Raw genomic sequence first — 24,341 nt, forward strand, 5'->3', positions numbered from 1 at the left:
CGCGCTTGCATAAAGTTGCGCTTTTAAACCTGCGCCATCACTGCCTGCCATCGCCGCCCAGGCTTTATCATGCGGGCTTTGCCAATCAGGTCATTCCCTCCGCATGCTGTCCGCCGTCGCGCGCTACCAGAAACTGCTGTCCAGCGCCCTCGCCCGCTACTTCCCCCGCACCACCGCTTACCTGCGCGCCGAGCGTGAGGCCGCCCAGCCGCGCCAGCCGGCACGTAAACCGGCGAAGAAGAAAACCGCCGGCGGCAAAGCCGGCAAGCGCCAGCAAAAGGCCGACAAACCCGGCCCCGCGGGTATCTACCCCGCTGCCAGGCTCAAGGTGGACGATGCGCAGATCCAGGCCATGCGCCAGCGCGTCGCCGAGGCGGTGCGCGCCGGGCTGATCGGCGCCCCCTCGGACGAGCAATGGGCGATGATCCTCTGCCGCGCGCCGCTGACGCGCATCTTCGCCGGCGCCGGCTCGGGCAAGTCCAGCACCCTGGTACTGCGCGTGGTGTTCATGCTCTGCCACCTGCATATCGACCCGGCGCGGCTGACGGTGATTTCCTTCACCAACGCCTCCTGCGCCGAGCTGCGCGAACGCCTGCAGCGGCTGCTGGACTTCTGGCGCTACCCGCACGATACGCGCCAGTGCGTGCGCACCTTCCACTCGGCGATGGCGACGCTGGCCAAGGAAGAGCTGGGCAACCCGCGCTGGTTCGAGCAACTCGACGAACCCGGCGAGGAACCGGACAACCCGCTGGCCGGCGGCCGCCTGCGCCCGGCGCAGCAGCGCCTGCTCAAGCAGGCCTACCAGAGCGCCTATGCCGCGGACGCGCGCTTTCGCAGCCTGGTGCATCGCCTGCTCAGGCTGCCCGCGCCGCAGGAGCCGCCGCAGGGCAAGCCCAAGGCGCCGCTGGACGCCTGCAAGCTGGCCGGCGAATTCGCCGCGCAGCCGCTGTTCGAGCTGCTACACAGCCAGGCCGGTTTCGCCGAAAGCCTGGGTCTGCGTCTCGACCGTCTGGACATCAAGGCGCTCGACTGCGGCGCGCGCGAGCGCGACTTCATCGAGGCCATGCAGCTGTTCCACGGGCACTTCGACGCCCTGCTGCAACGCCAGGGGCTGATGAGCTTCAACGGCGCCTTCCAGCGACTGAGCGAACGCCTGCAGCGGGACGGCGGCAAACCGGGCCAGGCCCTGCTCGCCCTCGGCCATCTGCTGATCGACGAATTCCAGGACATCTCGCCGCAGATCCTGCAGTGGCTGCAAGCCGTACACAGAGCGCTCGCCCGACATGGCGAGACGCTCAGCCTGATGGCCATCGGCGACGACTGGCAGTCGATCTACGGCTGGCGCGGCAGCTCGCCGGAGCTGTTCATCGAGTTCGACCGCCACTTCCCCAGCAAGGGCCGCGGCAAGAGCACCACCCTGCTATTGAGCACCAACTACCGCAGCGTCGAGGCGGTGATCCGCGACGGCGAACGGGTACTGGCCGGCGTGGCACGCAAGCAGGACAAGACCAGCATCGCGCACAAGGCCATGCAGCCGGGCGATCACGGCGTCAAGCTGATCCAGCGTTTCGAGCTGGCCAGCGGCATGCCGCGCCTGCTCGCAGACATCGGCGCGCAATGCGCCCACGTCGCCACGCGCGCCAACGCCGACCGCACCGCCGTGCTGCTGCTGAGCCGACGCAACGAGCCGCTGCAACAGATCCGCGCGCAGCTGGACAAGCAACTGCCGGTCAAGACCATGACCATCCACCGCGCCAAGGGCCTGCAGGCCGAGGTGGCGATCATCCTCGACGACTGCCTGCCGGCGGAGCCACACCCGCTGCGCAACGCCCTCTACGCCCACTGCGGCTTCTTCGCCGGCAGCTACGATCAGGCCATGCAGGACGAGGCCCTGCGCCTGGCCTACGTGGCCATCACCCGCGGGGTGAGCCGGGTGCTCTGGTATACGCGCAAGGCGCAGGGGGCGACGCGCTCGCTTCAGGGCGGCTGAGCCGACGCTGAGCAATGCGCCGGGACTTTTTCGCCGGCAAGCAAGAATTGCCTGGAGCAGCTCCTGACGTCGCCCGCGACAGCCCCGAGGCTTGCCGCCAAGGCCGGTTACTACTCCTGCAAAACCGGCATCTCCGCCATCCCTGGCGGTCAAATGGCAGGCAACAAAAAATCGTCAGGAACGATTTTTGACGTCGCTTGCGACGGCCCCAAGGGTTGCCGCCATGGATGGCAGGCAACAAAAAACCCGCCGAAGCGGGTTTCTTCCCAACCATCCGACATCCTGTCGGTGGCCATCCGGGCCTGGTCATCGTCCTTGATCCTCAGCGATCCGTCGCTGCAGGGGATGGGTGTAGATTAAGGCGCCAGCCGGGGTGGCGACAGCGGCCAATGCCGCCGGCGCGTGTAAGACATTGGCTATAGCGCCTCAGCGCGCCCGCCCGATCATCCGCCCCAGCGCGTCTGCCTCGCCCTGGCGGCGATGGACCAAGGCCATCGCCGCGTGGCCGAGGATCAGCGCCAGCAGCAGCCAGCCGAGGTTGCCGTGCAGCAGGTTGGCCGGGGCCATCAGCCATTCGATCTTCGGCCCGCTGAAACCGGCCATCAGTTCGATGCCGAAGGCGCTGAACTGGCGTCCGGAGCCGTACTGGCGCAGCAGCGCGAGCAGCGGCACCAATAGCATCAGCGCATACAGCGCCAGGTGACCGAACCGCGCCATGGCGTTGAGCGAGGCCGGCCGCCGGCTGCGGTTGGCCAGCGCCCAGAGCAGACGAACCAGCACCAGCGCCATCAGCAGCACGCCGGTGGGTTTGTGCGTGGCCCAGGCGAACTCGTCGAGGCTGGATTCCGCCAGCAGCAGGTGAACGAGGGTGGTGAAGAATTGCCAGCCCAACAGGGCGGCCATGCCCCAGTGCAGGATGCGGCTGACCAGGCCGTAGTGCTGGGCGGAGTCGTGGAGTGACGACATCGTGGTTCCTCTCGAATGTCAGAAGCGGGTGAACACAGACTCAGGCAACAACCCGGCGCAGCGCCTTGACCTCAAGCAAGGCCGACGGCCGGGGCCATTACCGACCCGGTTCGGCGCACAGGGTGCCGCATGTCGCAGACCGCCGACCGCCGACCGCGCCCAGATGTAAACAACTGTGTCGACGCCCGGCGCACCGGGCGCCGGCTCAGCGCTCGCGCAGCGCGGCGTGGGCGTCTCGCCAGGCCTGCAGCCGGGCATCCTGCCAGATGCGCGCATGCAGGCGCGCCATGCCGTCGGGGTCGTTGAGCAGGCGCCAGCGGGTCGCCTCGACGCTGCCATGCGGGCCGGCGGCGAGGATTTCCGCGAGGCGTGCCTCGCGCAGCGCCTCGGCCGCCGGCACCACCTTGGCGTGGCGGGCCCGGGCCATGGCGCAGACCAGGGCGTTGTACAGCGGGTCGACCGCCGCGCGCAGGAAGCCCTGCTGCAGCGCCCGCGCACTGTTCAACCGTTCGTACTCGGCGGTGCTGCGCAGCTCGCGCGGCACCTGGTGTTCCTCGGGGATGAGGAACAGTCCGGCGCGGCGGGTGGCCAGCCCCGGCGCGGTACGACTGGTCAGCACCGAGACCAGCGGCGAAAGGATCAACGACACCACGATGGGCGTCAGCCACCAGAGAAAATCCGGGTTGAGCCAGGCCACCAGGGCGGTCCAGGCGACGCCGATCAGCACCTGCGAGCCGTGCCGGCGCAGCGCCTCGCTCCAGGGCGTGGCGTCGTCGACGCGCTGCGGCGAATTCCACTGCACCGACCAGCCGAGGAACGCGGCGGTGACGAACAGACTGTGGAACAGCATGCGCACCGGCGCCAGCAGCACCGAGCAGAACGCCTCCAGCAGCATCGACAGCAGCACCCGCAGGCGCCCGCCATAGGCCTCGGCGCCCTGGATCCAGATCAGCAGCACGCTGAGCAGCTTGGGCAAGAACAGCAGAATCATGGTCGCGGAGAACAGCGCGATGGCCTCCTCCGGCTGCCAGCGCGGCCACAGCGGGTAGAGCTGGTTGGGCTGCAGGAAGTACTCCGGCACCATCAGCGTGTGGATCGCCAAGAGGCCGGTGGACAGAAGCAGGAACAGCAGCCACAAGGGCGCCGACAGGTAGGACATGACCCCGGTGAGGAACACCACGCGGTGCACCGCGTGCATGCCGCGCACCAGGAACAGGCGGAAGTTCATCAGGTTGCCCTGGCACCAGCGGCGGTCGCGCTTGAGTTCGTCGAGCAGGTTCGGCGGCAGCTCCTCGTAGCTGCCCGGCAGGTCGTAGGCGATCCACACCCCCCAGCCGGCGCGGCGCATCAGCGCCGCCTCGACGAAGTCGTGGGAGAGGATCGCCCCGGCGAAGGCGCCGGTGCCCGGCAGCGGCGCCAGGGCGCAGTGCTCGATGAAGGGCTGGATGCGGATGATCGCGTTGTGCCCCCAGTAGTGCGACTCGCCGAGCTGCCAGAAGTTGAGCCCGGCGGTGAACAGCGGGCCGTAGACGCGGGTGGCGAACTGCTGCATGCGCGCGTAGAGGGTGTCCATGCCCGAGGCCTTGGGCGCGGTCTGGATGATGCCGGCGCCGGGGTTGGCCTCCATCAGGCGCACCAGGCGGGTCAGGCATTCGCCGCTCATCACGCTGTCGGCATCGAGCACTACCATGTAGCGGTAGTTGCTGCCCCAGCGCCGGCAGAAGTCGTCGATGTTGCCGCTCTTGCGCTTCACCCGCCGCCGACGACGGCGGTAGAAGATATGGCCGAAGCCCTCCACCTCGCGGCACAGCTCCAGCCAGGCCTGTTGCTCTGCGACGCAGATATCCGGGTCGTTGCTATCGCTCAGGACGAACAGGTCGAAATGCTCGAGCTGGCCGGTTTCGCGCAGCGACTCGAAGGTCGCGCGCAGGCCGGCGAAGACCCGCGGCACGTGCTCGTTGGCGATTGGCATCACCAGCGCGGTGCGCGCCTGCGGCGAGATCGTCTCGTCGCCGCAGCTGCTGGCCGAGATGCTGTAGCGGTCGCGCCCCTTGAGCAGCTGGAAGAAGCCCATCAGCGCGGTCCAGAAGCCCATCGACACCCAGCAGAACAGCAGGGCGAACAGCGCCAGGATGCTGGTCTGTACCACGTACGGCAGGATCTGCCGCGCCGACTCCTGCCACGGCTGCTCGAACACCAGGCCGAGGTCGACCAGCGACCAGCCCTGGTAGGGCAGCACCGACTTCATGTACCAGGTGGCGACCAGCGTCTGCACCAGCATCAGCAGCAGCAGGGCGCCGCGCCGCACGGCGGCGACATGCCGCCAGTGCGCCTCACTGAAATCCTCGGCCTCGCGGGTGCGCGGCCGCGGCGCCGGCTTGTCGCCCCGCAGCCAGCGCCAGCCGCGCCGCAGGATGTTGGTCTGCCAGGGCTCGGGCAGCATGCGCGTGCGGCGGATCGGCGGCGTCGATTCGATGCTCGGCCGGCCCTGGTGATCCTTGACCAGGCGGCAGCCGCGCTCGAGCGCATCCGGCCAGCCGAGGGCCAGGCGCGCCGGCACCGACTCGAGCAGCTCGCGGGTTTCCCCGGCGGGTTGCGGCGCGGCCTCGCCCGGCGACTGCAGCGCATGGTGCAGTGCCGCCAGATCACCGCCGCCGGCCAGGCCGCGCGCCAGCGCCTGCTGCCGCTCGGCGTCGAGCGACAGTTCGTCGAGGTAATGGCGGATCAGCGTCGAATCGGAGAAGTCATTCATGGGCAGGCAGCTGGTAGCTCCAGGTTTCCGACAGGTTTTTGCCGTCCTCGACCAGCGCGGCACGCATTTCCACCGGCCGCGTCGGGTCCTTGACCTTGACCCGCAGCGTCAGGCGCCAGCCCTTGCTCACAGGGTTGTGGCGCAGGTTCTGCTCCACCAGCTCGGCGTTGTCGTCGATGCTGACCTGCGGCATGACCGGCGCCTCCGGCGCGCGCTCGGCCAGCGCCGGACCGACGAAGTCCACCAGCAGCGCGGTGCTGCCATCGGGGTGGCGGATCAGGTTGGCCTGCTTGACGTCGCCCTCGGACAGCCGGGTCTGTTCGACCCGGGCCAGTTGCGGGACGCGCAGCGCGGCCAGGTCGCCGCCGAAGTGCAGGCGGTAGGCGAAGTTCAGCGCCTCGCCCGGGGCCGGCTGCTGCGCGGGATGCCACAGGGCGACGATGTTGTCGTTGGTTTCGTCGGGGGTGGGGATCTCCACCAGTTCGACGTGCCCGGCACCCCAGTCGCCGAGCGGCTCGATCCAGGCACTGGGACGCAGCTCGTAGCGGTCGTCGAGATCCTGGTACCGGGCGAAATCGCGAGCGCGCTGCAGCAGACCGAAGCCACGCGGGTTGTCGATGCGATAGCTGCTGACATTGAGGCGCTTGGGGTTGTTCAGCGGACGCCACAGCCACTCGCCATTGCCGGCGTGGATGGCCAGGCCGTCGGAGTCGTGCAGCTCGGGGCGGTAGTTGGGACGCGGCCAGGGCTGGTTGGCGCCGTACAGGTACATGCTGGTCAGCGGCGCGATGCCGAGCTTTTCCACCGGCTCGCGCAAATAGACCCTGGCCTCGACGTCCAGCACGCTGGCGCGCCCCGGCCTGATCTCCATGCGGTAGGCGCCGGTGGCGCGCGGCGAATCGAGCAGCGCGTAGAGCACCAGGCTGCGCCGGTCCGGCTGCGGTTGCTCGATCCAGAACTCGGTGAAACGCGGAAACTCTTCACCGGAGGGCAACGCCGTGTCGATCGCCAGGGCGCGCGCCGACAGACCGAACACCTGGCCCTTGCCGACGATGCGGAAGTAGCTGGCACCGAGCACGCTCATCAGCTCGTCCTGCTTGTCCGCGCCGTTGAGCGGATGCATCACCTTGAATCCGGCGAAGCCCAGGTTCTCCAGCTCGCCGGCCTGCACCGGCAGGTCGGCGAAGTCGAACATGGCCGGCTCGTAGCGGATCTCGCGAGTGCCCGCAGCGGTGATCTCATTGATCTTCACCGGCAGGTCGAAGTGCATACCCTGGTGGAAGAAGTACAGCTGGAACGGGGTCTTGCCGTCGCGCCAGTGCGCCTGGTCCTCGCGAAAGCGCAGCTTCTGGTAATCGGCGAACTTCAGTTCGCGCAGCGCCACCGGCAGACGGCTCTGCGCCACGCTGTACTCCTGGCCGGCCAGGGCCTGGGCCTTGACCGCCACGTCCTCCAGTTCGAATGCCCCACTCTGCGCAGCCCACAACAGCCCCATCAGAGCGCCGGCCAGCTTGGCGGCCTTGCCCCAACGGTTATGACAAGGACCTCTCATCGACACATAGCCTCCAGGGCGACAGGTACCGACACGCGACGGCCGGCCCCGGGGGCGCCGCCGCATGAAGTTGAAATCGGGCAGGGAGTGCGTGGACGACGCGAGCGCGATGCAGACGGCCAACCGAACGGCGGCGCCCGCACGCACGGATCTGTTCTGCGCATTGTCAGCAGATCGCGCTGTCCGGCATAGATGCCCGCCCAGGTATATGTTTGCCTCCTCGGGCCGCCTCTCAGTCGGGCGGCAATAGCTCGAAACGGGCCTCCCGTACCTGCGCCGAATCCAGCCCGAGCTGCACGCGAAACGCCCCTGGTTCGCTGACCTGGCGCAGGTTGGCGTCGAAGAAACGCAGCATGCTTTCATCGATCTCGAAACGCACCTCGCGCGTCTCCCCCGCTTGGAGCTTGACCCTGCGAAAATCCTTGAGTTCCTTCACCGGTCGAATCACCGAGGCAACCTCGTCGTGCAGATACAGCTGCACCACGCTGCTGCCGGCGCGCGGACCGGCGTTGCTGAGCGTCGCGCGGACCTCGATCTTCTCGCCCGCACGCATGCGCATGGCCGACAGCTTCGGCGCGGACAATTCGAAGCGGCTGTAGCTCAGGCCGTAGCCGAAGGTATAGAGCGGGCCGTTGGCGGCCTCGAAGTATTGCGAGGTGTAGTTGCCGGGACTGCCCTCACGGTACGGGCGGCCCAGGCGCAGGTGGTTGTAGTGGCTGGGAATCTGCCCCACCGAACGCGGAAAGGAGATCGGCAGCTTGCCCGCCGGGTTGTGCTCGCCGAACAGCACCTCGGCGATGGCGTGGCCGCCTTCGATGCCGCTGTACCAGGTCTCGAGGATGGCGTCGGCGTTGGCCTGCTCCCAGCCCAAGGCCAGCGGCCGGCCGTTCATCAGCACCAGCACCAGCGGTTTGCCGGTGGCCTTGAGCGCGCGCAGCAGCGCCTGCTGGCTGTCCGGCAGGTCCAGGCGGGTACGGCTGGAGGATTCGTGCGACATGCCGCGCGACTCGCCCACGGCGGCGACTATGACGTCGGCCTGGCTTGCCACGCGCAGCGCTTCCTCGAGCATGGCCTGGGGGCTGCGCGGGTCCTGCTCGATCTCCGGCCGGTCCCAGTTGAGGCGGTTGAGGTACTCGACCACCCGCGCGTCGTCGGTGACGTTGGCGCCACGCGCGTAGAGCAGCTTGCCGCGCTCGCCCAGCGCGGCCTGCATGCCCTGGAGCAGGGTCACAGCCTGCTCGGCGCGGCCGCTGGCCGACCAGCTACCGAGCATGTCGACCGGCGAATCGGCCAGCGGACCGATCAGGGCGATGCGGCCGCCCTTGCGCAGCGGCAGGGTGTCGTCGCGATTCTCCAGCAGGACCAGGGCATCGCGCGCGATCGCGCGCGCCGCGGCGCGGTGCAGACGGCTTTCGGCGCTGACCTCGGCCGGATCGTCGGCGGCGCGGCCGATGCGCAGGAAGGGGTCATGGAACAGGCCCAGGTCGTACTTGGCGCCGAGCACCGCGGCCACCGCCTCGTCGATGCGCGCCTCGTCCACCTCGCCGTCACGCACCAGGCCGGGCAGCTCCTCGAGGTACAGATCGTCGGCCATGCTCATGCCGACGCCGGCATTGATCGCCAGCCGCACCGCCTCGCGGCCGTTGGCGGCGACGCCGTGGCGCATCAGCTCGGAAATGGCGCCGTGGTCGCTCAGCACCACGCCGCGAAAGCCCCACTCGCGACGCAGCAGGTCGCGCAGCAGCCAGGCGTTGGCCGAAGCCGGCACGCCGTTGATCGCATTGAGCGCCACCATCACCCCGCCGGCGCCGGCCTCCAGCGCCGCCCGGTACGGCGGCAGGTAATCCTGGTACATGCGCAGCGCGCTCATATCGACCACGTTGTAGTCGCGCCCGCCCTCCACCGCGCCGTACAGGGCGAAGTGCTTGACGCTGGCCATGATGCGCTGCGGATCGCTCGGCGCGGCGCCCTGGAAGCCGCGCACCATGCGTGCGGCGATCTGCGAGACCAGCTGCGGGTCCTCGCCGAAGCCTTCGGAGGTGCGCCCCCAGCGCGGGTCGCGGGAAATGTCCACGGTGGGCGCGAAGGTCATGTCCAGGCCGTCGGCACTGGCTTCCAGCGCCGCGATGCGGGCGCTGTTCTCGATGGCCTCGAGGTCCCAGCTGGAGGCCAGACCGAGACCGATGGGAAAGGTGGTGCGATGGCCGTGGATCACGTCGTAGGCGAAGAACAGCGGGATGCCCAGGCGGCTGCGCAGCGCGGCCTGCTGCATGGGCCGGTTGTCCTGGCGGGTCACCGAGTTGAAGGTGCCGCCGATGCGCCCGGCGGCAATCTCCTCGCGGATGCGCTCGGCGCTCATGTCGCCGCCGATGCTGATCAGGCGCAGCTGGCCGATCTTCTCCTGCAGGCTCATGCGCGCGATCAGCTCGCTGATCAGCACGTCGCGCTCGGCCACCGGCGGCGCCGCGAGGAGCAGGCCGGGAGCGGCGATCAGGGTGGCAAACAGCAGGTGGCGCAGGCGTTTCATCGAGGTCGGCATCCGGGCACGAGGACTGGGCAAAATTGTCGCCACGATACTCCGACTCCACGAGGCGCGCGCCGGGGGCGGGGAAAAAATTCGCGCTTGCACAAAGTTGCGCTTTTTCTCCCCCGGGGGCTGGCGAGGCGGCAGCGGCGGCGTAGCATGGCGGCATCAGGGGGACGGCGATGGCGCAACTCGATCACTTGCAGGTATTTCAGAGCATGAGCCGCTCGGCCAATGCGCGCCTGCACGCCCTCGCCGAGCTGGGCCACGGCCTGGCGGTGGCGCGCTGGAGCAATGCCCACGACGCCCGCGACTACCTGGCGCCCAGCCATCACACCCTGTCCTGCTACCTCGCCGGCGGCACCGGCACCTTCCGCCGCGAGCGGCCGGGCGCCAAGGGCGCACCGGACAAGCTGTGCATCCTGCCGGCCGAGCACCAGTCGGCCTGGATCATCAACGGCGAGATCCAGCTGGCCCACCTCTATGTAGACCAGGAGCGCTTCGCCCTCGGCGCGGTCGCCCTGCTCGATCGCGAACCGCGCAGCCTGCAGCTGGAGGAAGCGACCTTTCTCGACGACGCCGCGCAGGCCGCGCGCTTTCGCCGGCTGTGCGCACTCGACTGGCGGGAGCCGGGCGAGCGCCTGCTGGCCAGCAGCCTGGCCCACGAGCTGCTCAACCACGCCCTGCTCACCCAGGTCGGCCTGCGCCAGGGCCTGCGCCTGAAGGGCGGCCTGGCCCCTGCCCTGCGCAAACGCCTGCGCGACTTTATCGAGCAGCACCTGGCCGAGCCGCTGCCGCTGGGCCAGCTGGCCGCGCTCTGCGCGCTGTCGGAATACCACTTCGCGCGCATGTTCCAGGCCAGCTTCGGCCTGCCGCCGCACCGCTACGTGCTGGCCCGGCGCCTGGCGCGCGCCTGCCACTTGCTGCGCCAGTCGGCGCTGCCGCTGGGCGAGGTCGCCCTGGCCTGCGGCTTCGCCAGCGCCAGCCACTTCAGCAATCGCTTCCGCCAGGCCCTGGGCGCGACGCCGGGGCAGTACCGCGCCGCCTTCGAGCCCTGAGCCGACTGCACGTCGGCAATCGCCTCGCGGCGTCTGCTAATCGCGCCGCGGCTGTGCGAAAATCTGCGGCTTTGCATTGCCGCGGCCGAGTCATGCGCCTATCACCTGCGTCCCCGGGGTTTCGCTGATGCCCCTGGATATTCACCAGCTGCGCCAGGAGGACTGGCGCTCCGAGTTCGGCGCCGGCGACCTGCGCCGCGGCATCGCCTACGCCGAGGAAAAGCGCAGCAAGCTGCTCAGCCTCAAGGACAACAGCCTGCTGGCCAGCTGCCGCGGCGCGGCCGGGCACACCTACCAGCAGCGCATTACCCTGCACCCCTATGGTCGCCGCTGGAGCGTCACCGGCCACTGCAACTGCCCGGTGGGCTTCAACTGCAAGCACGTGGTCGCCGCCCTGCTCACCCTGGAGGCGCAGCAGCGCGGCGGCGGCGATCTGTCCGAGATCATCGTGGCGACCAAGGAAGTGGCCGAGCAGCGCCTCGAAGGCATCGCCCCGACCCCGCAACTGAGCCTCGGCAGCCAGGTGCGCGTGCATTTCGACGCGCGCAAGGGGCGCATGCAGGAGCAGACCCAGCACCGCGCCGCGCTGGCCTTCGATTACGCCGGGCACCGGGTGTTCGGCAAGCCGGCCAAGGACCTGGTCAAGCGCCTCGATGCCGACACCAACCTGCGCCTGATCCGCGACGCGCAAGCGGAAGCGGCGCTGCGCAAACGCCTGGAAGGCCTCGGCCTGCAGGTGGCGCTACGGCAGAGCGAGGCGCTGCCGGCCGAGGCCGGCGAGCCGTTCGAGCTGGACAGCGAGCGCGACTGGCTGGATTTCGTCCAGCAGCAGCTGCCGCAGCTGCGCGCCGAGGGCTGGCAGATCCACATGCGCCCGGACTTCCAGTACAACCTGGCGGAGGTCGACGACTGGTACGCCGAGGTCGAGGAAGACCCGCAGCAAAACTGGTTCGACCTGGAGCTGGGCATCGAGGTGGAAGGCCAGCGCCTGAGCCTGCTGCCGATCCTGCTCCAGGCCATCCGCCGTACGCCCTGGCTGCTGGCCCCCGAGACGCTGGCCCAGCGTTCCGACGAGGACCGCCTGCTGGTCAGCCTGCCGCAGGGCGGCAAGCGCATCGCCCTGCCCTTCGCCCGTTTGAAGCCGCTGCTGGCCACCCTCGGCGAGCTGTATTTCCGCGACCCCGGCGAGGATGTAAGCCGCCTGCGCCTGGGCCGCGCCGACGCCGCGCGCCTGGCCGAGCTGGCCGCCGGCCCGGCACTCAGTTGGCAGGGCGGCGACGAACTGCGCGGCTTCGCCCAGCGCCTGCAGCAACTGCAGAGCCGCGAGGTGGTCTCGCCCGAGGGCTTGCGCGCCGAGCTGCGGCCCTACCAGCTGCAGGGCCTGAACTGGATGCAGACCCTGGCCGAGCTGCGCGTCGGCGGCGTGCTGGCCGACGACATGGGGCTGGGCAAGACCCTGCAGACCCTGGCGCATATCCTCTGCGAGAAACAGGCCGGGCGCCTGAGCCAGCCGGCGCTGATCGTCATGCCCACCAGCCTGATTCCCAACTGGCAGGACGAGGCCGCGCGCTTCGCCCCCGAGCTGCGCGTGCTGGCCCTGCACGGCGCCAGGCGCCGCGCGCTGTTCGAGGAGATCGAAGCGCACGACCTGATCCTCACCACCTACGCCCTGCTGCCGCGCGACCTCAAGGCGCTGAACCGGCATGCCTATCGCCTGCTGATTCTCGACGAGGCGCAGAACATCAAGAACCCGCGCAGCAAGGCGGCCACCGCCGCCGGCCAGGTGCGCGCCGAGCTGCGCCTGTGCCTGACCGGCACGCCGCTGGAAAACCACCTGGGCGAGCTGTGGTCGCTGTTCCACTTCCTCATGCCCGGCTGGCTGGGCGACGCCAAGGCCTTCACCCGCGACTACCGCACGCCGATCGAGAAACGCGGCGACGCCCAGCGCCTGGCCCACCTGGTCGGGCGCATCCGCCCCTTCCTGCTGCGCCGCAACAAGGAACAGGTGGCCCGCGAGCTGCCGCCGAAGACCGAGATCACCCACTGGGTCGAGCTGACCCAGCTGCAGCGCGACCGCTACGAGACCCTGCGCCTGGCCATGGATCAGAAGGTGCGCGCGGAGATCGCCCGTCAGGGCCTGGCGCGCAGCCATATCGTCATCCTCGAGGCGCTGCTGCGCCTGCGCCAGAGCTGCTGCGACCTGCGCCTGCTGGGCGACGGCGCGGCCGAGCTGAGCGCCGCCGACTCGGGCAAGCTCAGCGCCCTGCTGGAGATGCTCGAGGAACTGGTGGACGAGGGTCGTCGGGTGCTGCTGTTCTCCCAGTTCACCTCGATGCTGGCGCTGATCGAGACGGAGCTGGCGGCGCGGCAGATCGCCTACGCCAAGCTCACCGGCAGCACCCAGGACCGGCGCACGCCGGTGCAGCGCTTCCAGGCCGGGGAGTTCCCGGTATTCCTGATCAGCCTCAAGGCCGGCGGCAGCGGCCTCAATCTGACCGCCGCCGACACCGTGATCCACTTCGACCCCTGGTGGAACCCGGCCGCCGAGGCCCAGGCCAGCGACCGCGCCTACCGCATCGGCCAGGACAAGCCGGTGTTCGTCTACAAGCTGATCGCCCGCGGCAGCGTCGAGGAGAAGATCCAGCAGCTGCAGCAGGCCAAAGCCAGTCTGGCCCAGGGCGTGCTGGAGGGCGGCAGCCAGGGTCAGTGGCAGCTGAACGAGGCCGACCTGGCGGCGCTGTTCGCCCCGCTCGACTAGCAGGCCGTTGAAAAACGTAGGCGAGGCAGCCAGTGCAAGGCAAAAACAGGCGAAAAAGCGGAGTTTACGAGCTGTAAATGAGCATTTTGAGCCTGTTTTTAACGCAGCAATGGCAACGCAGGTAGTTTTTCAACAGCCTGCTAAAGGCCCTGGCCCTTGTCGTCGCAGGGTGGATCACGCTTTATCGATCCACCATGGCGCCGGCATAGGTGGATGCAAAGAGCCTGATCCACCCTACGCCTCAATCGGAGGTGTCGTCGCGCTCGGCTTCGGCATCGGCGCGGTTGCGCGCCTTGCCGCGCGCCGCCGGGGCGGCCACCGCCGGGTAGCGGGCCGAGGCATAGCGCACCACCAGAATCGCCAGGGCCAGCAGCAGGATGGCGCCAGACACCATCACCACGCCCCAGTCCGGCTTGTGGTTGTGCGAGATGTCGGAGATCAGCAGGCGGGTCAGCGCGGTGATGGCCACATAGATCATGAAGCGGATCGGCATGTGGTTGGTCTTGAAGTAGATCCCCACCATCGCCGCCAATTCCAGGTAGATGAACAACAGCAGGATGTCGTCCACCGTGATCTGGCCGTTGTCGAGCATGCCGATAAAGGTCATCACCCCGCCCCAGGCGGTGATCGCGCCGATGGCGAACAGCGCCAGGTAGTGGAAGGCCTCCATCAGCAGGTTGCCCAAGGACTCGGCCAGGCCATGCATGCCCGCGCGCAGACGTTCCGCCCAATTCATCCGTACTTCTCCCCCCAAGACCCGACATCACGACCCGAGCCACCGAAATGGCGGCTCGCCGGCTTCGTGCATGCAGGAAAAACACCAGCCTCAGGATGATGCCGGCGGACGCGCAAAAGGCACAGGCGCAGATTGCCGCAGGGCGGCTACAGCAGCCAGCCGAGCCCCCCGGCGACCAGCAGCGGCGCGGCGGCCGGCAGCGCCCAGCGCGGACGCCAGGCCAGCAGGGCGACCAGCAGCAAGACGGCGAGCATCAACTGGCACAGCCACAATAGCGCGCCGATCTCGCCGCCCTGACACAGGCTGCACAGCCCCAGGGCGAGGCCGCAGCAGGATGCCGCAGCCAGGCGCAGGCCGCGTTGACGCGCGCGTCCCGGCTCGCCGCCGAGCAGCGCTTTGTGGTGGCGCGGCATGGCCAGGCACAGGGCGAGCATGCCGAGATAGCCCAGGGCGAAGGCGAGCAACATCACAGCCCCTCCGCGGCCGGCTCGCGCGGCGCGCGCACCGGCCTGGCCTGAGGCTGCGCGCCCAGGCGCCAGGCGCACAGGGCGCAGAGCAGGCCGGCGAGCAGCAGGAACGCGTCGACCCCGGCCAGTGCCCAGTCGCCGCGCGCCAGGCTGGCCAGCAGATGGCCCTGCGGCGCGAGCAGCACCGACAGCAGCGGCAGACCGAGCGCCAGCAGCGCGCCGAGGCTCAGTTGCCGGCGCAGCAGCTGCGGGCTGTGGCGCTGCCACACTGCCCACAATGCCAGCAGCGCCCAGCTGGCGACGAACACCCAGGCCTCGGCGCTGGCCCGCGCCGCGAGGTCGTCCGGCAGCAGCCGATTGCCCCACAGCAGCGTCAGGCTGGCCAGCGGCAGGCCGGCGAACACCGCGCCGTTGAGCGCCCGCACCAGGCCGATGCCAGGCCCGCCGCGGGCCGCGCGCTTGCTCAGCCAGACCCGGCTGCCGGCCACCAGCATGGCGCAGCCGGCCAAGCCCAGCAGCAGGTAGAGCGCGCGCACCAGGGCGCCGCCGAACTGCGCCATGTGCAGGCCGACCAGCCACAGGTAAGTGCCGTAGCCGGCCGGCGCGCGCTGCACGTGGAGCAACTCGCCGCTGCTCGCGTCGAAGCTGAGGGTGTCGGCCGGGATGGCGATGCGCGACCGGTCGCCGCGGCGAATCTCCACCACCGCCGCGGCATCGTGCGGGTGATGCACGCTGATCCGCCCCGGCTCACCGCCCTGCCAGTGGGCGCGCGCCCGTTCGACCAGCGTATCGAGGGAAACCGGCGCCGGTGCCGGGCGCTGCAGCTCCTCGCGGTGGTAGCCGCCCATCACCTCGCTGAAGAAGTGCCCGATGTCGCTCTTGTAGGCCACCTGGGCACCGGCCGGCATGTAGGAGGCGACGAAGACCGCCACGCCGGTGTAGGCCAGCACCAGGTGGAAGGGCAAGCCGGCGACGCCGAACAGGTTGTGCGCATCCAGCCAGGCGCGCTGGCCGTTGGCGGCCGGGCGCAGGGTGAAGAAATCCTTGAAGATGCGCCGGTGGATGATCACCCCGGAGACCAGCGCCACCAGCATGAACATGCCGGCCAGGCCGACCAGGTAGCGCCCGGCCATGCCGCCGTGCAGCTCGTAGTGCAGCTTGAAGAAGAAGTCGCCACCCTGGGTCTCGGGCAGGGGTTGCAGGCTGTGCGGGGCGAAGGCGCGGCGCTCGATGCGCTCGCTGCCGTCCACTTCCCAGGCCAGCTGCCAGAAGGGCTCGCGCGCGCTCGGCGGCACCATCCAGAAGGCATGCAGCCGGTCCGCGACGTTGCCCTGCAGCCAGCCGCGCAGCTGCTCGGCGCTCAGCGTGGCCGCCTGCGGCTGGTGCAGCGCCGGACGCATCCAGCGCTCCAGCTCCTTGTCGAAGCAGGCCACAGTGCCGCTGAACAGGATGACGAACAACAGCCAGCTGGGCAGCAGACCGCCCCAGGTGTGCAAACCGGCCATGGATTGACGCAGGCTCATGGGCGCGCTCCGAACTCGGCGGGAAGGAAGGCGGCCAGGCACAGCAACAGCGCCAGCCCGAGCGGCAGCGACCAGGCGCGCAGGGCGCTGCGCGCGGCGAACACGTAGATCACCGCGGCGGTCCATACGGCGAAGCACAGCAGGCTGGCGAACACCACGCGGTCGGCACGCGCCAGCGGCAGGTAGACGGAGAAGAACGCGGTAAAGCCATAGGCCAGGGCATAGCCGCCGAACAGCGCGGCGAGTATTCGCGAGGCGATGCTCCAGGGGGTCGGGGAAGGTTGCTTGCTCACGGTCGGCTCGTCTGTGAATGATCGAAACGCTGGCGGGCGTCCCGAATCCGGGCGCCGGCCTACAGGAATGGAAACAGCCTGTAGGCCGGCGACATATTAGTGAGAAGTGTTTTTATTTGAAATATCAGTCGTAGAAATGGCGCCAGCTGGCGGCCAGTTCCACTTACCAGCTGTAACTGGCGCTGGCGGTCAGGGTGCGGCCATAGCCGTAGTAGCAGGTCACTTCGCTGCAGGAGGTGTCGTACTCCTTGTCCAGCAGGTTGCTGGCGTTGAGTGCCAGGCGCATGCCGTCCAGCTGGTAGTGCAGGCTGGCGTCGACCAGGCTGTAGGCCTCCGACTCGACGCTGACGATGGGCTCCAGTGTGGGGTTGAACGCCAGCGCGGCGTTGCGCCCGGTATGCCGGCTCTCGCCGACGTAGCGCACGCCGATGCCGCCGCCGAGGCCCTTGAGCGCACCGCTCGGCTGGGTGTAGTCGAGCCAGGCGCCGGCCGAGTCGCGCGGGGTGCGCGGCAGGCGGCTGTCCTCCTCCCAGGGGTTGGGACTCTTGCTGACGAAGGCGTCGGTGTAGCTGTAGAAGGCAGTCAGGTCCAGGCCCTCGGCCAGGCTGGCCAGCGCTTCGATCTCGACGCCGCGCGAGTTGACCTCGCCCACCTGGCGGCGCAGGCTGCGCCCCGGATCGCTACTGGAATCGTTGAGCACGTAGTCCTGCTTGGTCAGGTCGAACAGCGCCAGGCTGATGAAGCTGCGCGCGCCCTCGGGCTGGTACTTCACCCCGACCTCGTACTGCTTGCCGCGCTCCGGGTCGAAGGGCTTGCCGCTCAGGCTGTCGCTGCCGCTGACCGGGTTGAACGACTCGCTGTAGCTGACATAGGGCGCCAGGCCGTTGTCGAACAGGTAGACCAGTCCGGCACGGCCGCTGAAGGCCTCGCTGGTGGCCTTGCTGTCGGCGCGCAGGGCGTCGTCGGTCTGGTTCACCGCCCAGTCGTAGCGGCCGCCGAGCAGCAGCCGCCAGTGCTCGCCCAACTCGAGCTGATCCTGCAGGTAGAGGCCGGTCTGGCGCACCAGCAGGCTCTGCTTGCGGTCGATCCCCGGCGGCGCCACCGGCCGGCCGTACTGCGGGTCGAGCAGGTCCAGCGGCGGCACCGCGGCGCCGTAGTAGGCCGCCTCGTTGGAGCGGCTGCGGCGCCAGTCGAGGCCGAGCAGCAACCTGTGCTGGACGCTGCCGGTGGCGAAGCTGGCCTCGGCCTGGTTGTCCACGCCCCAGCCGCTCATGTGCTCGTCCTGAATGCCGGCGTTGCGCAGCAGGGTGCGACCGTCGGACGGCAGCGCGGCGTAGGCATTGATATAGCTGTAGTCGAGGTCGACGTCGTCGTAGCGCAGGTTCTGCCGCAGGGTCCAGGTGTCGTCGAGACGGTGCGACAGCTGATAGCCGACCGAATAGTAGCTGCGCTGGAAGTCGTTGAAGTCCGGCTCGCCATCGAAGAAGTCGGCGTCACGGTCGTAGGGCAGATTGAAGGCCTCGCGCAGGTAGGGCGAGAAGTGCGTGCTGAAGCCGTAGCGCCCTTCGTCCTTCTGGTAGGCGGCCTGCAGGGTCAGCTCAGTGTCGGCGCTCGGGCGCCAGGTCAGGCTCGGCGCCAGCAACTGGCGCTGCATGCCGGTCTTGTCGACCTGGGCATTGGCGTCGTTGCCGAGCATCACCACGCGGTAGAGCAGCCTGCCGTCGTCCGTCAGCGGCCCGCTGAAGTCGCCGGCCAGTTCCGCCAGGTCGTCGCTGCCGGCGCGCACGCGCACTTCGTTGTGCGCGGTCTCGCTAGGCCGCTTGCTCACCAGGTTGACGATACCGCCCGGCTCGGCCTGGCCGTAGAGCACCGAGGCCGGGCCGCGCAGCACCTCGATACGTTCCAGCGCCCAGCTGTCCAGACGCGGCAGGCCATAGGTGCTGGCCGGTTGCACCAGGCCGTCGCGGAAGACCCGGGTCTTGGCGTCGAAACCGCGGATGCTGAACCAGTCGTAACGGGTGTCGAAGCCGTAGGGCACGCTGATGCTCGGGGTGTAGCGCAGCGCCTCCTCGAGGGTGGTGACGCCGCGCGCGTCCATCTGCTCGCGACTGATCACGCTGATCGCCTGCGGGGTTTCCAGCAGCGGCGTGTCGGTCTTGGTGGCGGTGGCGCTACGAGTGGCGACATAGCTGCCGACCGGCCCATTGGCGCGCTCGGCAAGCTGGGCGGTGACGGTCTGGCTCTGCAACTCGAGACTGCCGGACGCCGCCCGCGGCGCCGGCTCCAGGCGATAGGCGCCCTGTCCGTCCGCCACCACGCGCAGGCCGCTGCCGGCCAGCAGCTGGGCGAAGCCCTGCGCCACCCCGTATTCGCCCTGCAGACCGGAACTGCTGCGGCCGCGGGTCAGCGCCGGGTCGAAACTGAGCAGCACGCCGGACTGGCGGGCGAACTCGGTCAGCGCCGCCTCCAGGCCGCCGGCACTGATCTGGTAGGACTGTGCGGCCCAGGCCACAGGCGCCGCGGGCGACAGCGCCAGCGGCAGGCTTAGACTCAGCAGCGCGGCGCGTACGGCACGCGCCAGGGGCTGGGGACGACGAACAACGCGGGGCATGACGACTCCTTCGGCATAGCGTTAGGTAACGATTGCCTGGGAAGCCGGACGAACGAGAAAAACCTGCAAAAGAATCTGCGAATTATTTTCATGCGGCCTGCAGACTGACCCAGAACCGGGTGCGATAGACCACCCGCACCGGCAGAGTGCGGGCCAGCATCGCCAGTACACGGTCGCCGTCGTCCAGTGGGAAGACCCCGGAGATGCGCAACCCGGCCACCTCCGGCGCGCAGCGCAGCACACCCGGTCTCTGGCGCCCCAGCTCGGCGAGAAACTCCGCCAGCGGCATGTCGTGGGCCACCAGCAGGCCGTCTGCCCAGCGCCCGCGGTCGACATCGGCGGCGCCCAGCGCGTGCAGCGCGCCTTCGCTCAGCCTTACCCGCTGCCCGGCCTCGACCCGCTGCGTCACGCCGCCCCACGGCCGTGCCTCGACCATACCCTGATACACCGCCAGTTCGCAGGTATCCGCCTGCTGACGCACCTGAAAGCGCGTGCCGAGGGCGCGCAGCAGGCCCTGCTCGGTACTCACCAGGAACGGTCGACCGAGCGGATCAGCGGCGGTCTGCACCAGGATCTCGCCCTGGTACAGCTGGATCAGCCGGCGCTCGGCGCCATAGTGGATATCCAGCGCGGTATCGCTGTTGAGGTGCAGGGTGCCGCCGTCGGCCAACTGCAGGCGGCGGCGTTCGCCGGTGCCGGTGCGCTGTTGCGCCAGCAACGGCTGCCAGGGCTGCAGGTGCTGGCCCAGCACCCCCGCGGCCACCAGGGTGCCGAACAGGCCCAGCTGCTTGAGGCTGCGCCGCCGCTGGCGATCCACCTGCGCACCGACCAGCGCATGGCGAGCCAGCGGCGCGGACAACCCGGCGAACGGCTGGCCCAGTTGCTCCAGGCGCTGCCAGGCCTGCTCGTGCTGCGGATCGGCCGCCCGCCAGTCGGCGCACAACCGCCACTCCTGCGCCGTGGCGGTTCCCGAGGCCAGCCACACGCGCCAGGCGATGGCCTGTTGCACCACCTCGTCCAGCGCGCTCATGGGTAAGCCACCCGGTAACAATGGGCGAAGGCCTGGGCCATGTACTGCTGGATGGAACTGACCGACAGGCCCAGGCGTTCGGCGATCTGCGGGTAGGTCAGGCCGTCCAGTTGCGACAGCAGGAAGGCTTCGCGCACCGCCGGCCTGAGTCCGTCGAGCAGGCGGTCGATGGCCACCAGGCTTTCCATGACCAGCGCCTGGCTTTCCGGCGAGGGCACCTGCGGTTCGGGCAACTGCGCCAACGCCTCCAGATAGGCACGCTCCAGGCTGGCGCGACGGTAATGATCGATCAGCAGGCCGCGCGCCACCGTGGCGAGAAAGGCCCGCGGCTCGCGTACCGCTGGTGCCTCGCGCTGCAGCAGCAGGCGCACGAAGGCGTCCTGGGCCAGATCGGCCGCCTGCTGCGGGCAGCCCAGGCGCTGCCGCAGCCAACCGAGCAGCCAGCCGTGATGGCCGCGATAGAGCGTGGCGAGGGAGTCGTTCGAAGCGGAGTGGGCCATCGCTGGAATGTTCCAAGAGACAGTAAAGAGCGAATGCGAATATATTGCATTTGAAAAATACTGTCACTCTGCCTTATCGCGCGGCACGGCCCTTTCAGGCCCCGAGGGGGCCAAGACATGACTTACCGCGAATGCCGAGCCATTCAATGCTGGCCAAACGGCAGCGAGTTCTTTATGCTCGCCAGCACTGTACAAATAACCAGTTAAAAACTGATCGACACGCATGAAGGCAGACGAGGTGATGAATGGCCGTCGAAGTGGTGTACCGCAGCAGCCGCGATCCGGAGCGCTTGTTTATGGTTAAGGCCGAAGCCGACCGTCACGACAAGATGCTGGAACTGGCCGAGCGCCTCAGCCAGGTGCTGCACAAGGCGGTGCCGTCGCTGAGCGAGGAACAGGGCGAGGAGCTGGGCATCTTCATGGCGAAGAATCGCGAGGTCTTCGCCAAGGCGTTCAAGAGCCAGCCCGATGCCCTCGACGAGCTGGAAAGCGACGCCGCCGACGAGTGACCCTATCCCCCTGGCCCCGCCGTCCGCCCTGGACGCGGGGCTTTTTTCATAGCATCAAGCCGCTCCGCCGCTATCGCTCGCCCGGTACTGCGCCGCGGCGCGTTCCAGCCAGGCCGGCAGTTCGCGCCGGCGCACGCCTTCGCGCTGCGCCCGGGCCAGCTGCTCGAGCATGTACTGGCGCATCGGCGCGTCGCCTGCGGCCAGCGACAGCGCCAGGTCGCGGTCGCTCCACCGGCGGATGCGCCGATACAGCCACCAGTGGAAGTACAGCCCGGCGGCCGTGGTGACGACGATGATGAAGTAGTCCATGGCATGTCTCCTCGCCGCCACGCTAATCCAGCGGCGCCGCGGCGCCAAGTGCAGGATTGCCGCAGGGTCATGGGCTAGGCTCTGGGCGAGGAGGCACAGCATGATCCAGTGCAAACGGGTTTATCTCGGCGACGGCGCGGACGACGGCCGCCGCGTGCTGGTCGACCGCCTGTGGCCGCGCGGTCTGGCCAAGGACGCCCTGCATCTCGATGCCTGGCTGCCGCAGGTGGCGCCCTCTGCCGAGCTGCGCAAGGCCTTCGGTCATAAGGCCGGCGCCTTCGCGGATTTTCGCCGCGCCTATCGTAAGGAACTGGCCGGCCATCCCGAGCACTGGCAACAGCTGCTGCACTGGGCCGCAGACGGCCCCCTGACCCTGCTCTATGCCGCCCGCGACGAGGCGCACAACAACGCCCGGGTGCTGGCGGAGTTTCTCGAGGACGAGCTAGAGCTCCATGGCACACCGAGCTCGCCGGTGTGCTATCGGGGTGAGTTCGACGGCGCTTGAGTTCAATCCGGCTGCTGCAGCGCCTCGACCAGCGCCTTGAGAAAGCGCGCCGCCTCGCCGCCGGTGACGGCGCGGTGGTCGAAGGTCAGCGACAGCGGCAGGATCGGGTGCACCACCACCTGGCCATCGACCGCCACCGGCTCGTCGCGGATGCCGCCGGCGCCGATGATCGCCACCTGCGGTGGCACCACCACCGGGTTGGCGTAGCGGCCGAACAGGGTGCCGAAGTTGGACAGGGTCAGGGTCGCGCCCATCATCTCCTGCGGCGGGATGGAGCGCGCGCGCACGTCGGCGCGCAGGCGCGCGACGCCCTCTTTCAGATCCTCGGCGCTGCGCGCGCCGACGTTGCGCAGCACCGGCACGAACAGGCCGTAGGGGGTATCCACGGCGATGCCCAGGTCGAGCTGGGCATGGCGCCTGATCGACAAACCCTTGCCGTCGAACCAGCTGTTGAGCACCGGCTCCGCCGCGCAGGCCACCGCGATGGCCTGGGCGATGCGCACCAACGGGTCGCGCGCCTCGCGCCAGCGATGCAGGTCGGCGTCGCCGACTATCACCACCGGCACCACCTCGGCATGCGCGCGGGCCATGTTCAGCGCCATGCTGCGCCGCACGCCGCGCAGCTTCTCGCCGCCGAAGCGCTCGCGCGCGCCCTGGCTGGCGCCCTCGACGTCGGCGCGGGTGATCAGGCCGTCGGCGCCGCTGCCCGGCACGGTGGCCAGGTCGACGCCGAGCTGGCGCGCCAGCTGGCGCACCGCCGGCGTGGCGCGCGGCGCCAGGTGTTCGCGGGTGCTCGGCGCGGCACCGACGAAAAAGCTGTCCGCGCCGGCCTCGCCACCGCCCTCCAGGCGCCCGACCACCGTGCCGGCGTCGGCTTCACCCTCGTAGGCAGCCAGCGGCTCGCCGACATGCAGGATGTCGCCCTCCCTGCCGAAGGTCTTGACCAGCACCCCGTCGTAAGGCGCAGGGATATCGACTATGGCCTTGGCGGTTTCCACCGACACCAGCAACTGGTCGGCCTTGACCTGGTCGCCGGCCTTGACGTGCCACTCGACGATCTCGGCTTCCTGCAGGCCCTCGCCCAGGTCGGGCAGTTTGAAATATTTCATCGTGGTGCTCCTTGGGTCTTCTGCTCGTCTAGACCCTCTCCCCCGGCCCCTCTCCCGCATGCGGGAGAGGGGAGCAAAAGCCGCACGCGCCAGAATCCACGTCGCGGCCGGCCCCCTCTCCCATTAATGGGAGAGGGCTGGGGAGAGGGCAGCCCCTAGGCATAGTTCAACACCGTCTCGCAGGCGGCGAGGATGTCCTCGACGCCAGGGATATACAGCTGCTCCAGGCGATACAGCGGCGGCGGAATATCCGGCGCAGCGACCCGCTGGATCGGCGCCTGCAGGTCGAGCAGCGCACGCTCGTACAGGCTGGCGGCGATTTCCGCGCCGACCGCGCAGCTCTTCGGCGCCTCGTGGACGATCACGCAGCGCCCGGTCTTGCGCACCGAGGCCTCCAGGGTGTCGAGGTCCAGCGGCTTGACGCAGGCGACGTCGATCACCTCGGCCGCGATGCCACGCTCGGCCAGCCGGTCGGCGGCCTGCAGCGTCTCGTGCACGCTCGCACCCCAGCTGATCAGGGTCAGGTCGCTGCCTTCGCGCAGGGTGAAGCAACTGTCCAGCGGCAGGCGCTTGCCATCGTCGGCCAAGGGTTGCGGGTTCATCCGGTACAACCGGGTGGGTTCGAGGAACACCACCGGGTCGGGGTCGTCGATGGCGGCCAGCAGCAGGCCGTAGGCGCGCGCCGGCGAAGACGGCATGACCACGCGCAGGCCGGGGATATGCGCCAGCAGCGCCTCGGTGCTCTCGCTGTGGTGCTCGGGGGCGCGGATGCCGGCGCCCATCGGCGTGCGCAGCACCAGCGGGCAACTGAGGCGGCCGCGGGTGCGGTTGCGCAGGCGGCTGGCGTGGCAGATCAGGTGATCCAGGGCCGGGTAGATAAACCCCATGAACTGGATCTCCAGCACCGGCTTGAGCCCCTGTGCCGCCATGCCGACGCCGAGCCCGGCGATCATGGTCTCGGCCAGCGGCGTGTCGATCACCCGCTTGAAGCCGAACGCCTCGCGCAGCCCGGCGGTGGCGCGGAACACCCCGCCGTTGACGCCGATGTCCTCGCCCAGCAGCACCACGTTGTCGTCCTCGGCCATGGCCCGGTGCAGGGCCAGGTTGACCGCTTCCAGCAGGCTGACCTTCTTTTCGCTCATGGCTGGC

General features: G+C 69.2%; 20 protein-coding genes. 6 read left to right on the top strand and 14 right to left on the bottom strand.

Annotated elements, in window-relative coordinates; translation table 11 throughout:
• Positions 1-103 precede the first annotated feature (103 nt).
• Both ACW9UL_RS16750 and ACW9UL_RS16755 read left to right on the top strand, forming a co-directional pair.
• Positions 104-1,990 (top strand): UvrD-helicase domain-containing protein, encoded by a 1,887-nt coding sequence (locus tag ACW9UL_RS16750; RefSeq protein ID WP_457787706.1) that lies wholly within the window; start codon positions 104-106, stop codon positions 1,988-1,990.
• A 153-nt stretch (positions 1,991-2,143) separates the two neighbouring features.
• Positions 2,144-2,350, top strand: a complete 207-nt coding sequence (locus ACW9UL_RS16755) for a hypothetical protein (protein ID WP_156350864.1) — start codon at positions 2,144-2,146, stop codon at positions 2,348-2,350.
• A gap of 66 nt (positions 2,351-2,416) precedes the next feature.
• On the opposite strand, the gene ACW9UL_RS16760 is transcribed toward ACW9UL_RS16755, so the two are convergent.
• The 4 genes from ACW9UL_RS16760 to bglX all read right to left on the bottom strand — a co-directional run bounded on the left by ACW9UL_RS16760 (position 2,417) and on the right by bglX (position 9,787).
• The gene (locus tag ACW9UL_RS16760; protein ID WP_457787707.1) at positions 2,417-2,956 is read right to left on the bottom strand and encodes a cytochrome b; all 540 of its coding nucleotides are present in this window, start codon (positions 2,954-2,956) and stop codon (positions 2,417-2,419) included.
• 205 nt (positions 2,957-3,161) lie between these two features.
• Entirely contained in the window at positions 3,162-5,708 is a 2,547-nt protein-coding gene (mdoH, locus tag ACW9UL_RS16765) for a glucans biosynthesis glucosyltransferase MdoH (protein WP_457787708.1), read from the bottom strand.
• The gene (locus ACW9UL_RS16770) at positions 5,701-7,203 is read right to left on the bottom strand and encodes a glucan biosynthesis protein G (protein ID WP_457790977.1); all 1,503 of its coding nucleotides are present in this window, start codon (positions 7,201-7,203) and stop codon (positions 5,701-5,703) included. The genes mdoH and ACW9UL_RS16770 overlap by 8 nt, the downstream gene beginning before the upstream one ends.
• A 289-nt stretch (positions 7,204-7,492) precedes the next feature.
• Positions 7,493-9,787 (bottom strand): beta-glucosidase BglX, encoded by a 2,295-nt coding sequence (bglX, locus tag ACW9UL_RS16775; RefSeq protein WP_457787709.1) that lies wholly within the window; start codon positions 9,785-9,787, stop codon positions 7,493-7,495.
• Positions 9,788-9,966: 179 nt separating this feature from the next.
• Between bglX and ACW9UL_RS16780 the strand changes: the two genes are divergently transcribed.
• Together ACW9UL_RS16780 and ACW9UL_RS16785 are read left to right on the top strand one after the other, a co-directional pair.
• Positions 9,967-10,842 (top strand): helix-turn-helix domain-containing protein, encoded by an 876-nt coding sequence (locus ACW9UL_RS16780; RefSeq protein ID WP_457787710.1) that lies wholly within the window; start codon positions 9,967-9,969, stop codon positions 10,840-10,842.
• A gap of 127 nt (positions 10,843-10,969) precedes the next feature.
• Positions 10,970-13,600 carry a DEAD/DEAH box helicase gene (locus tag ACW9UL_RS16785; protein ID WP_457787711.1) on the top strand — a complete coding sequence of 877 codons (2,631 nt, stop codon included), beginning with the start codon at positions 10,970-10,972 and terminating at the stop codon, positions 13,598-13,600.
• Positions 13,601-13,841: 241 nt separating this feature from the next.
• On the opposite strand, the gene ACW9UL_RS16790 is transcribed toward ACW9UL_RS16785, so the two are convergent.
• From ACW9UL_RS16790 to ACW9UL_RS16820, 7 genes are all read right to left on the bottom strand, one after another.
• The gene (locus ACW9UL_RS16790) at positions 13,842-14,336 is read right to left on the bottom strand and encodes a phosphate-starvation-inducible protein PsiE (RefSeq protein WP_021444933.1); all 495 of its coding nucleotides are present in this window, start codon (positions 14,334-14,336) and stop codon (positions 13,842-13,844) included.
• Between the two features lie 146 nt (positions 14,337-14,482).
• Positions 14,483-14,806, bottom strand: a complete 324-nt coding sequence (locus tag ACW9UL_RS16795) for a DUF3325 domain-containing protein (RefSeq protein ID WP_457787712.1) — start codon at positions 14,804-14,806, stop codon at positions 14,483-14,485.
• Entirely contained in the window at positions 14,803-16,326 is a 1,524-nt protein-coding gene (locus tag ACW9UL_RS16800) for a PepSY-associated TM helix domain-containing protein (RefSeq protein ID WP_457787713.1), read from the bottom strand. Before ACW9UL_RS16800 ends, ACW9UL_RS16795 begins: the two co-directional genes overlap by 4 nt.
• The gene (locus tag ACW9UL_RS16805) at positions 16,323-16,619 is read right to left on the bottom strand and encodes a DUF3649 domain-containing protein (RefSeq protein WP_457787714.1); all 297 of its coding nucleotides are present in this window, start codon (positions 16,617-16,619) and stop codon (positions 16,323-16,325) included. The genes ACW9UL_RS16800 and ACW9UL_RS16805 overlap by 4 nt, the downstream gene beginning before the upstream one ends.
• 163 nt (positions 16,620-16,782) lie before the next feature.
• The gene (locus ACW9UL_RS16810; RefSeq protein WP_457787715.1) at positions 16,783-19,230 is read right to left on the bottom strand and encodes a TonB-dependent siderophore receptor; all 2,448 of its coding nucleotides are present in this window, start codon (positions 19,228-19,230) and stop codon (positions 16,783-16,785) included.
• Between the two features lie 88 nt (positions 19,231-19,318).
• The gene (locus ACW9UL_RS16815; RefSeq protein WP_457787716.1) at positions 19,319-20,260 is read right to left on the bottom strand and encodes a FecR domain-containing protein; all 942 of its coding nucleotides are present in this window, start codon (positions 20,258-20,260) and stop codon (positions 19,319-19,321) included.
• Positions 20,257-20,760 (bottom strand): sigma-70 family RNA polymerase sigma factor, encoded by a 504-nt coding sequence (locus ACW9UL_RS16820; protein ID WP_457787717.1) that lies wholly within the window; start codon positions 20,758-20,760, stop codon positions 20,257-20,259. The genes ACW9UL_RS16815 and ACW9UL_RS16820 overlap by 4 nt, the downstream gene beginning before the upstream one ends.
• A gap of 245 nt (positions 20,761-21,005) precedes the next feature.
• Between ACW9UL_RS16820 and ACW9UL_RS16825 the strand changes: the two genes are divergently transcribed.
• Positions 21,006-21,269: a YebG family protein gene (locus ACW9UL_RS16825; RefSeq protein WP_457787718.1), complete on the top strand. Its 264-nt coding sequence runs from the start codon at positions 21,006-21,008 to the stop codon at positions 21,267-21,269.
• Between the two features lie 54 nt (positions 21,270-21,323).
• Here the strand turns inward: ACW9UL_RS16825 and ACW9UL_RS16830 are convergent, their stop codons facing one another.
• Positions 21,324-21,578, bottom strand: a complete 255-nt coding sequence (locus tag ACW9UL_RS16830; protein ID WP_457787719.1) for a hypothetical protein — start codon at positions 21,576-21,578, stop codon at positions 21,324-21,326.
• Between the two features lie 100 nt (positions 21,579-21,678).
• On the opposite strand from ACW9UL_RS16830, the gene ACW9UL_RS16835 reads away from it, so the two are divergent.
• Positions 21,679-22,083, top strand: coding sequence for a DUF488 domain-containing protein (locus tag ACW9UL_RS16835; protein WP_457787720.1), 405 nt, complete (start codon positions 21,679-21,681; stop codon positions 22,081-22,083).
• A gap of 2 nt (positions 22,084-22,085) precedes the next feature.
• Here ACW9UL_RS16835 and ACW9UL_RS16840 read toward each other — a convergent pair whose 3' ends face one another.
• Positions 22,086-23,192 carry a dihydrolipoamide acetyltransferase family protein gene (locus tag ACW9UL_RS16840; RefSeq protein WP_457787721.1) on the bottom strand — a complete coding sequence of 369 codons (1,107 nt, stop codon included), beginning with the start codon at positions 23,190-23,192 and terminating at the stop codon, positions 22,086-22,088.
• A 155-nt stretch (positions 23,193-23,347) separates the two neighbouring features.
• The gene (locus tag ACW9UL_RS16845) at positions 23,348-24,334 is read right to left on the bottom strand and encodes an alpha-ketoacid dehydrogenase subunit beta (protein WP_457790979.1); all 987 of its coding nucleotides are present in this window, start codon (positions 24,332-24,334) and stop codon (positions 23,348-23,350) included.
• Positions 24,335-24,341 lie beyond the last annotated feature (7 nt).

Source organism: Pseudomonas sp. PL-6, assembly GCF_054110165.1.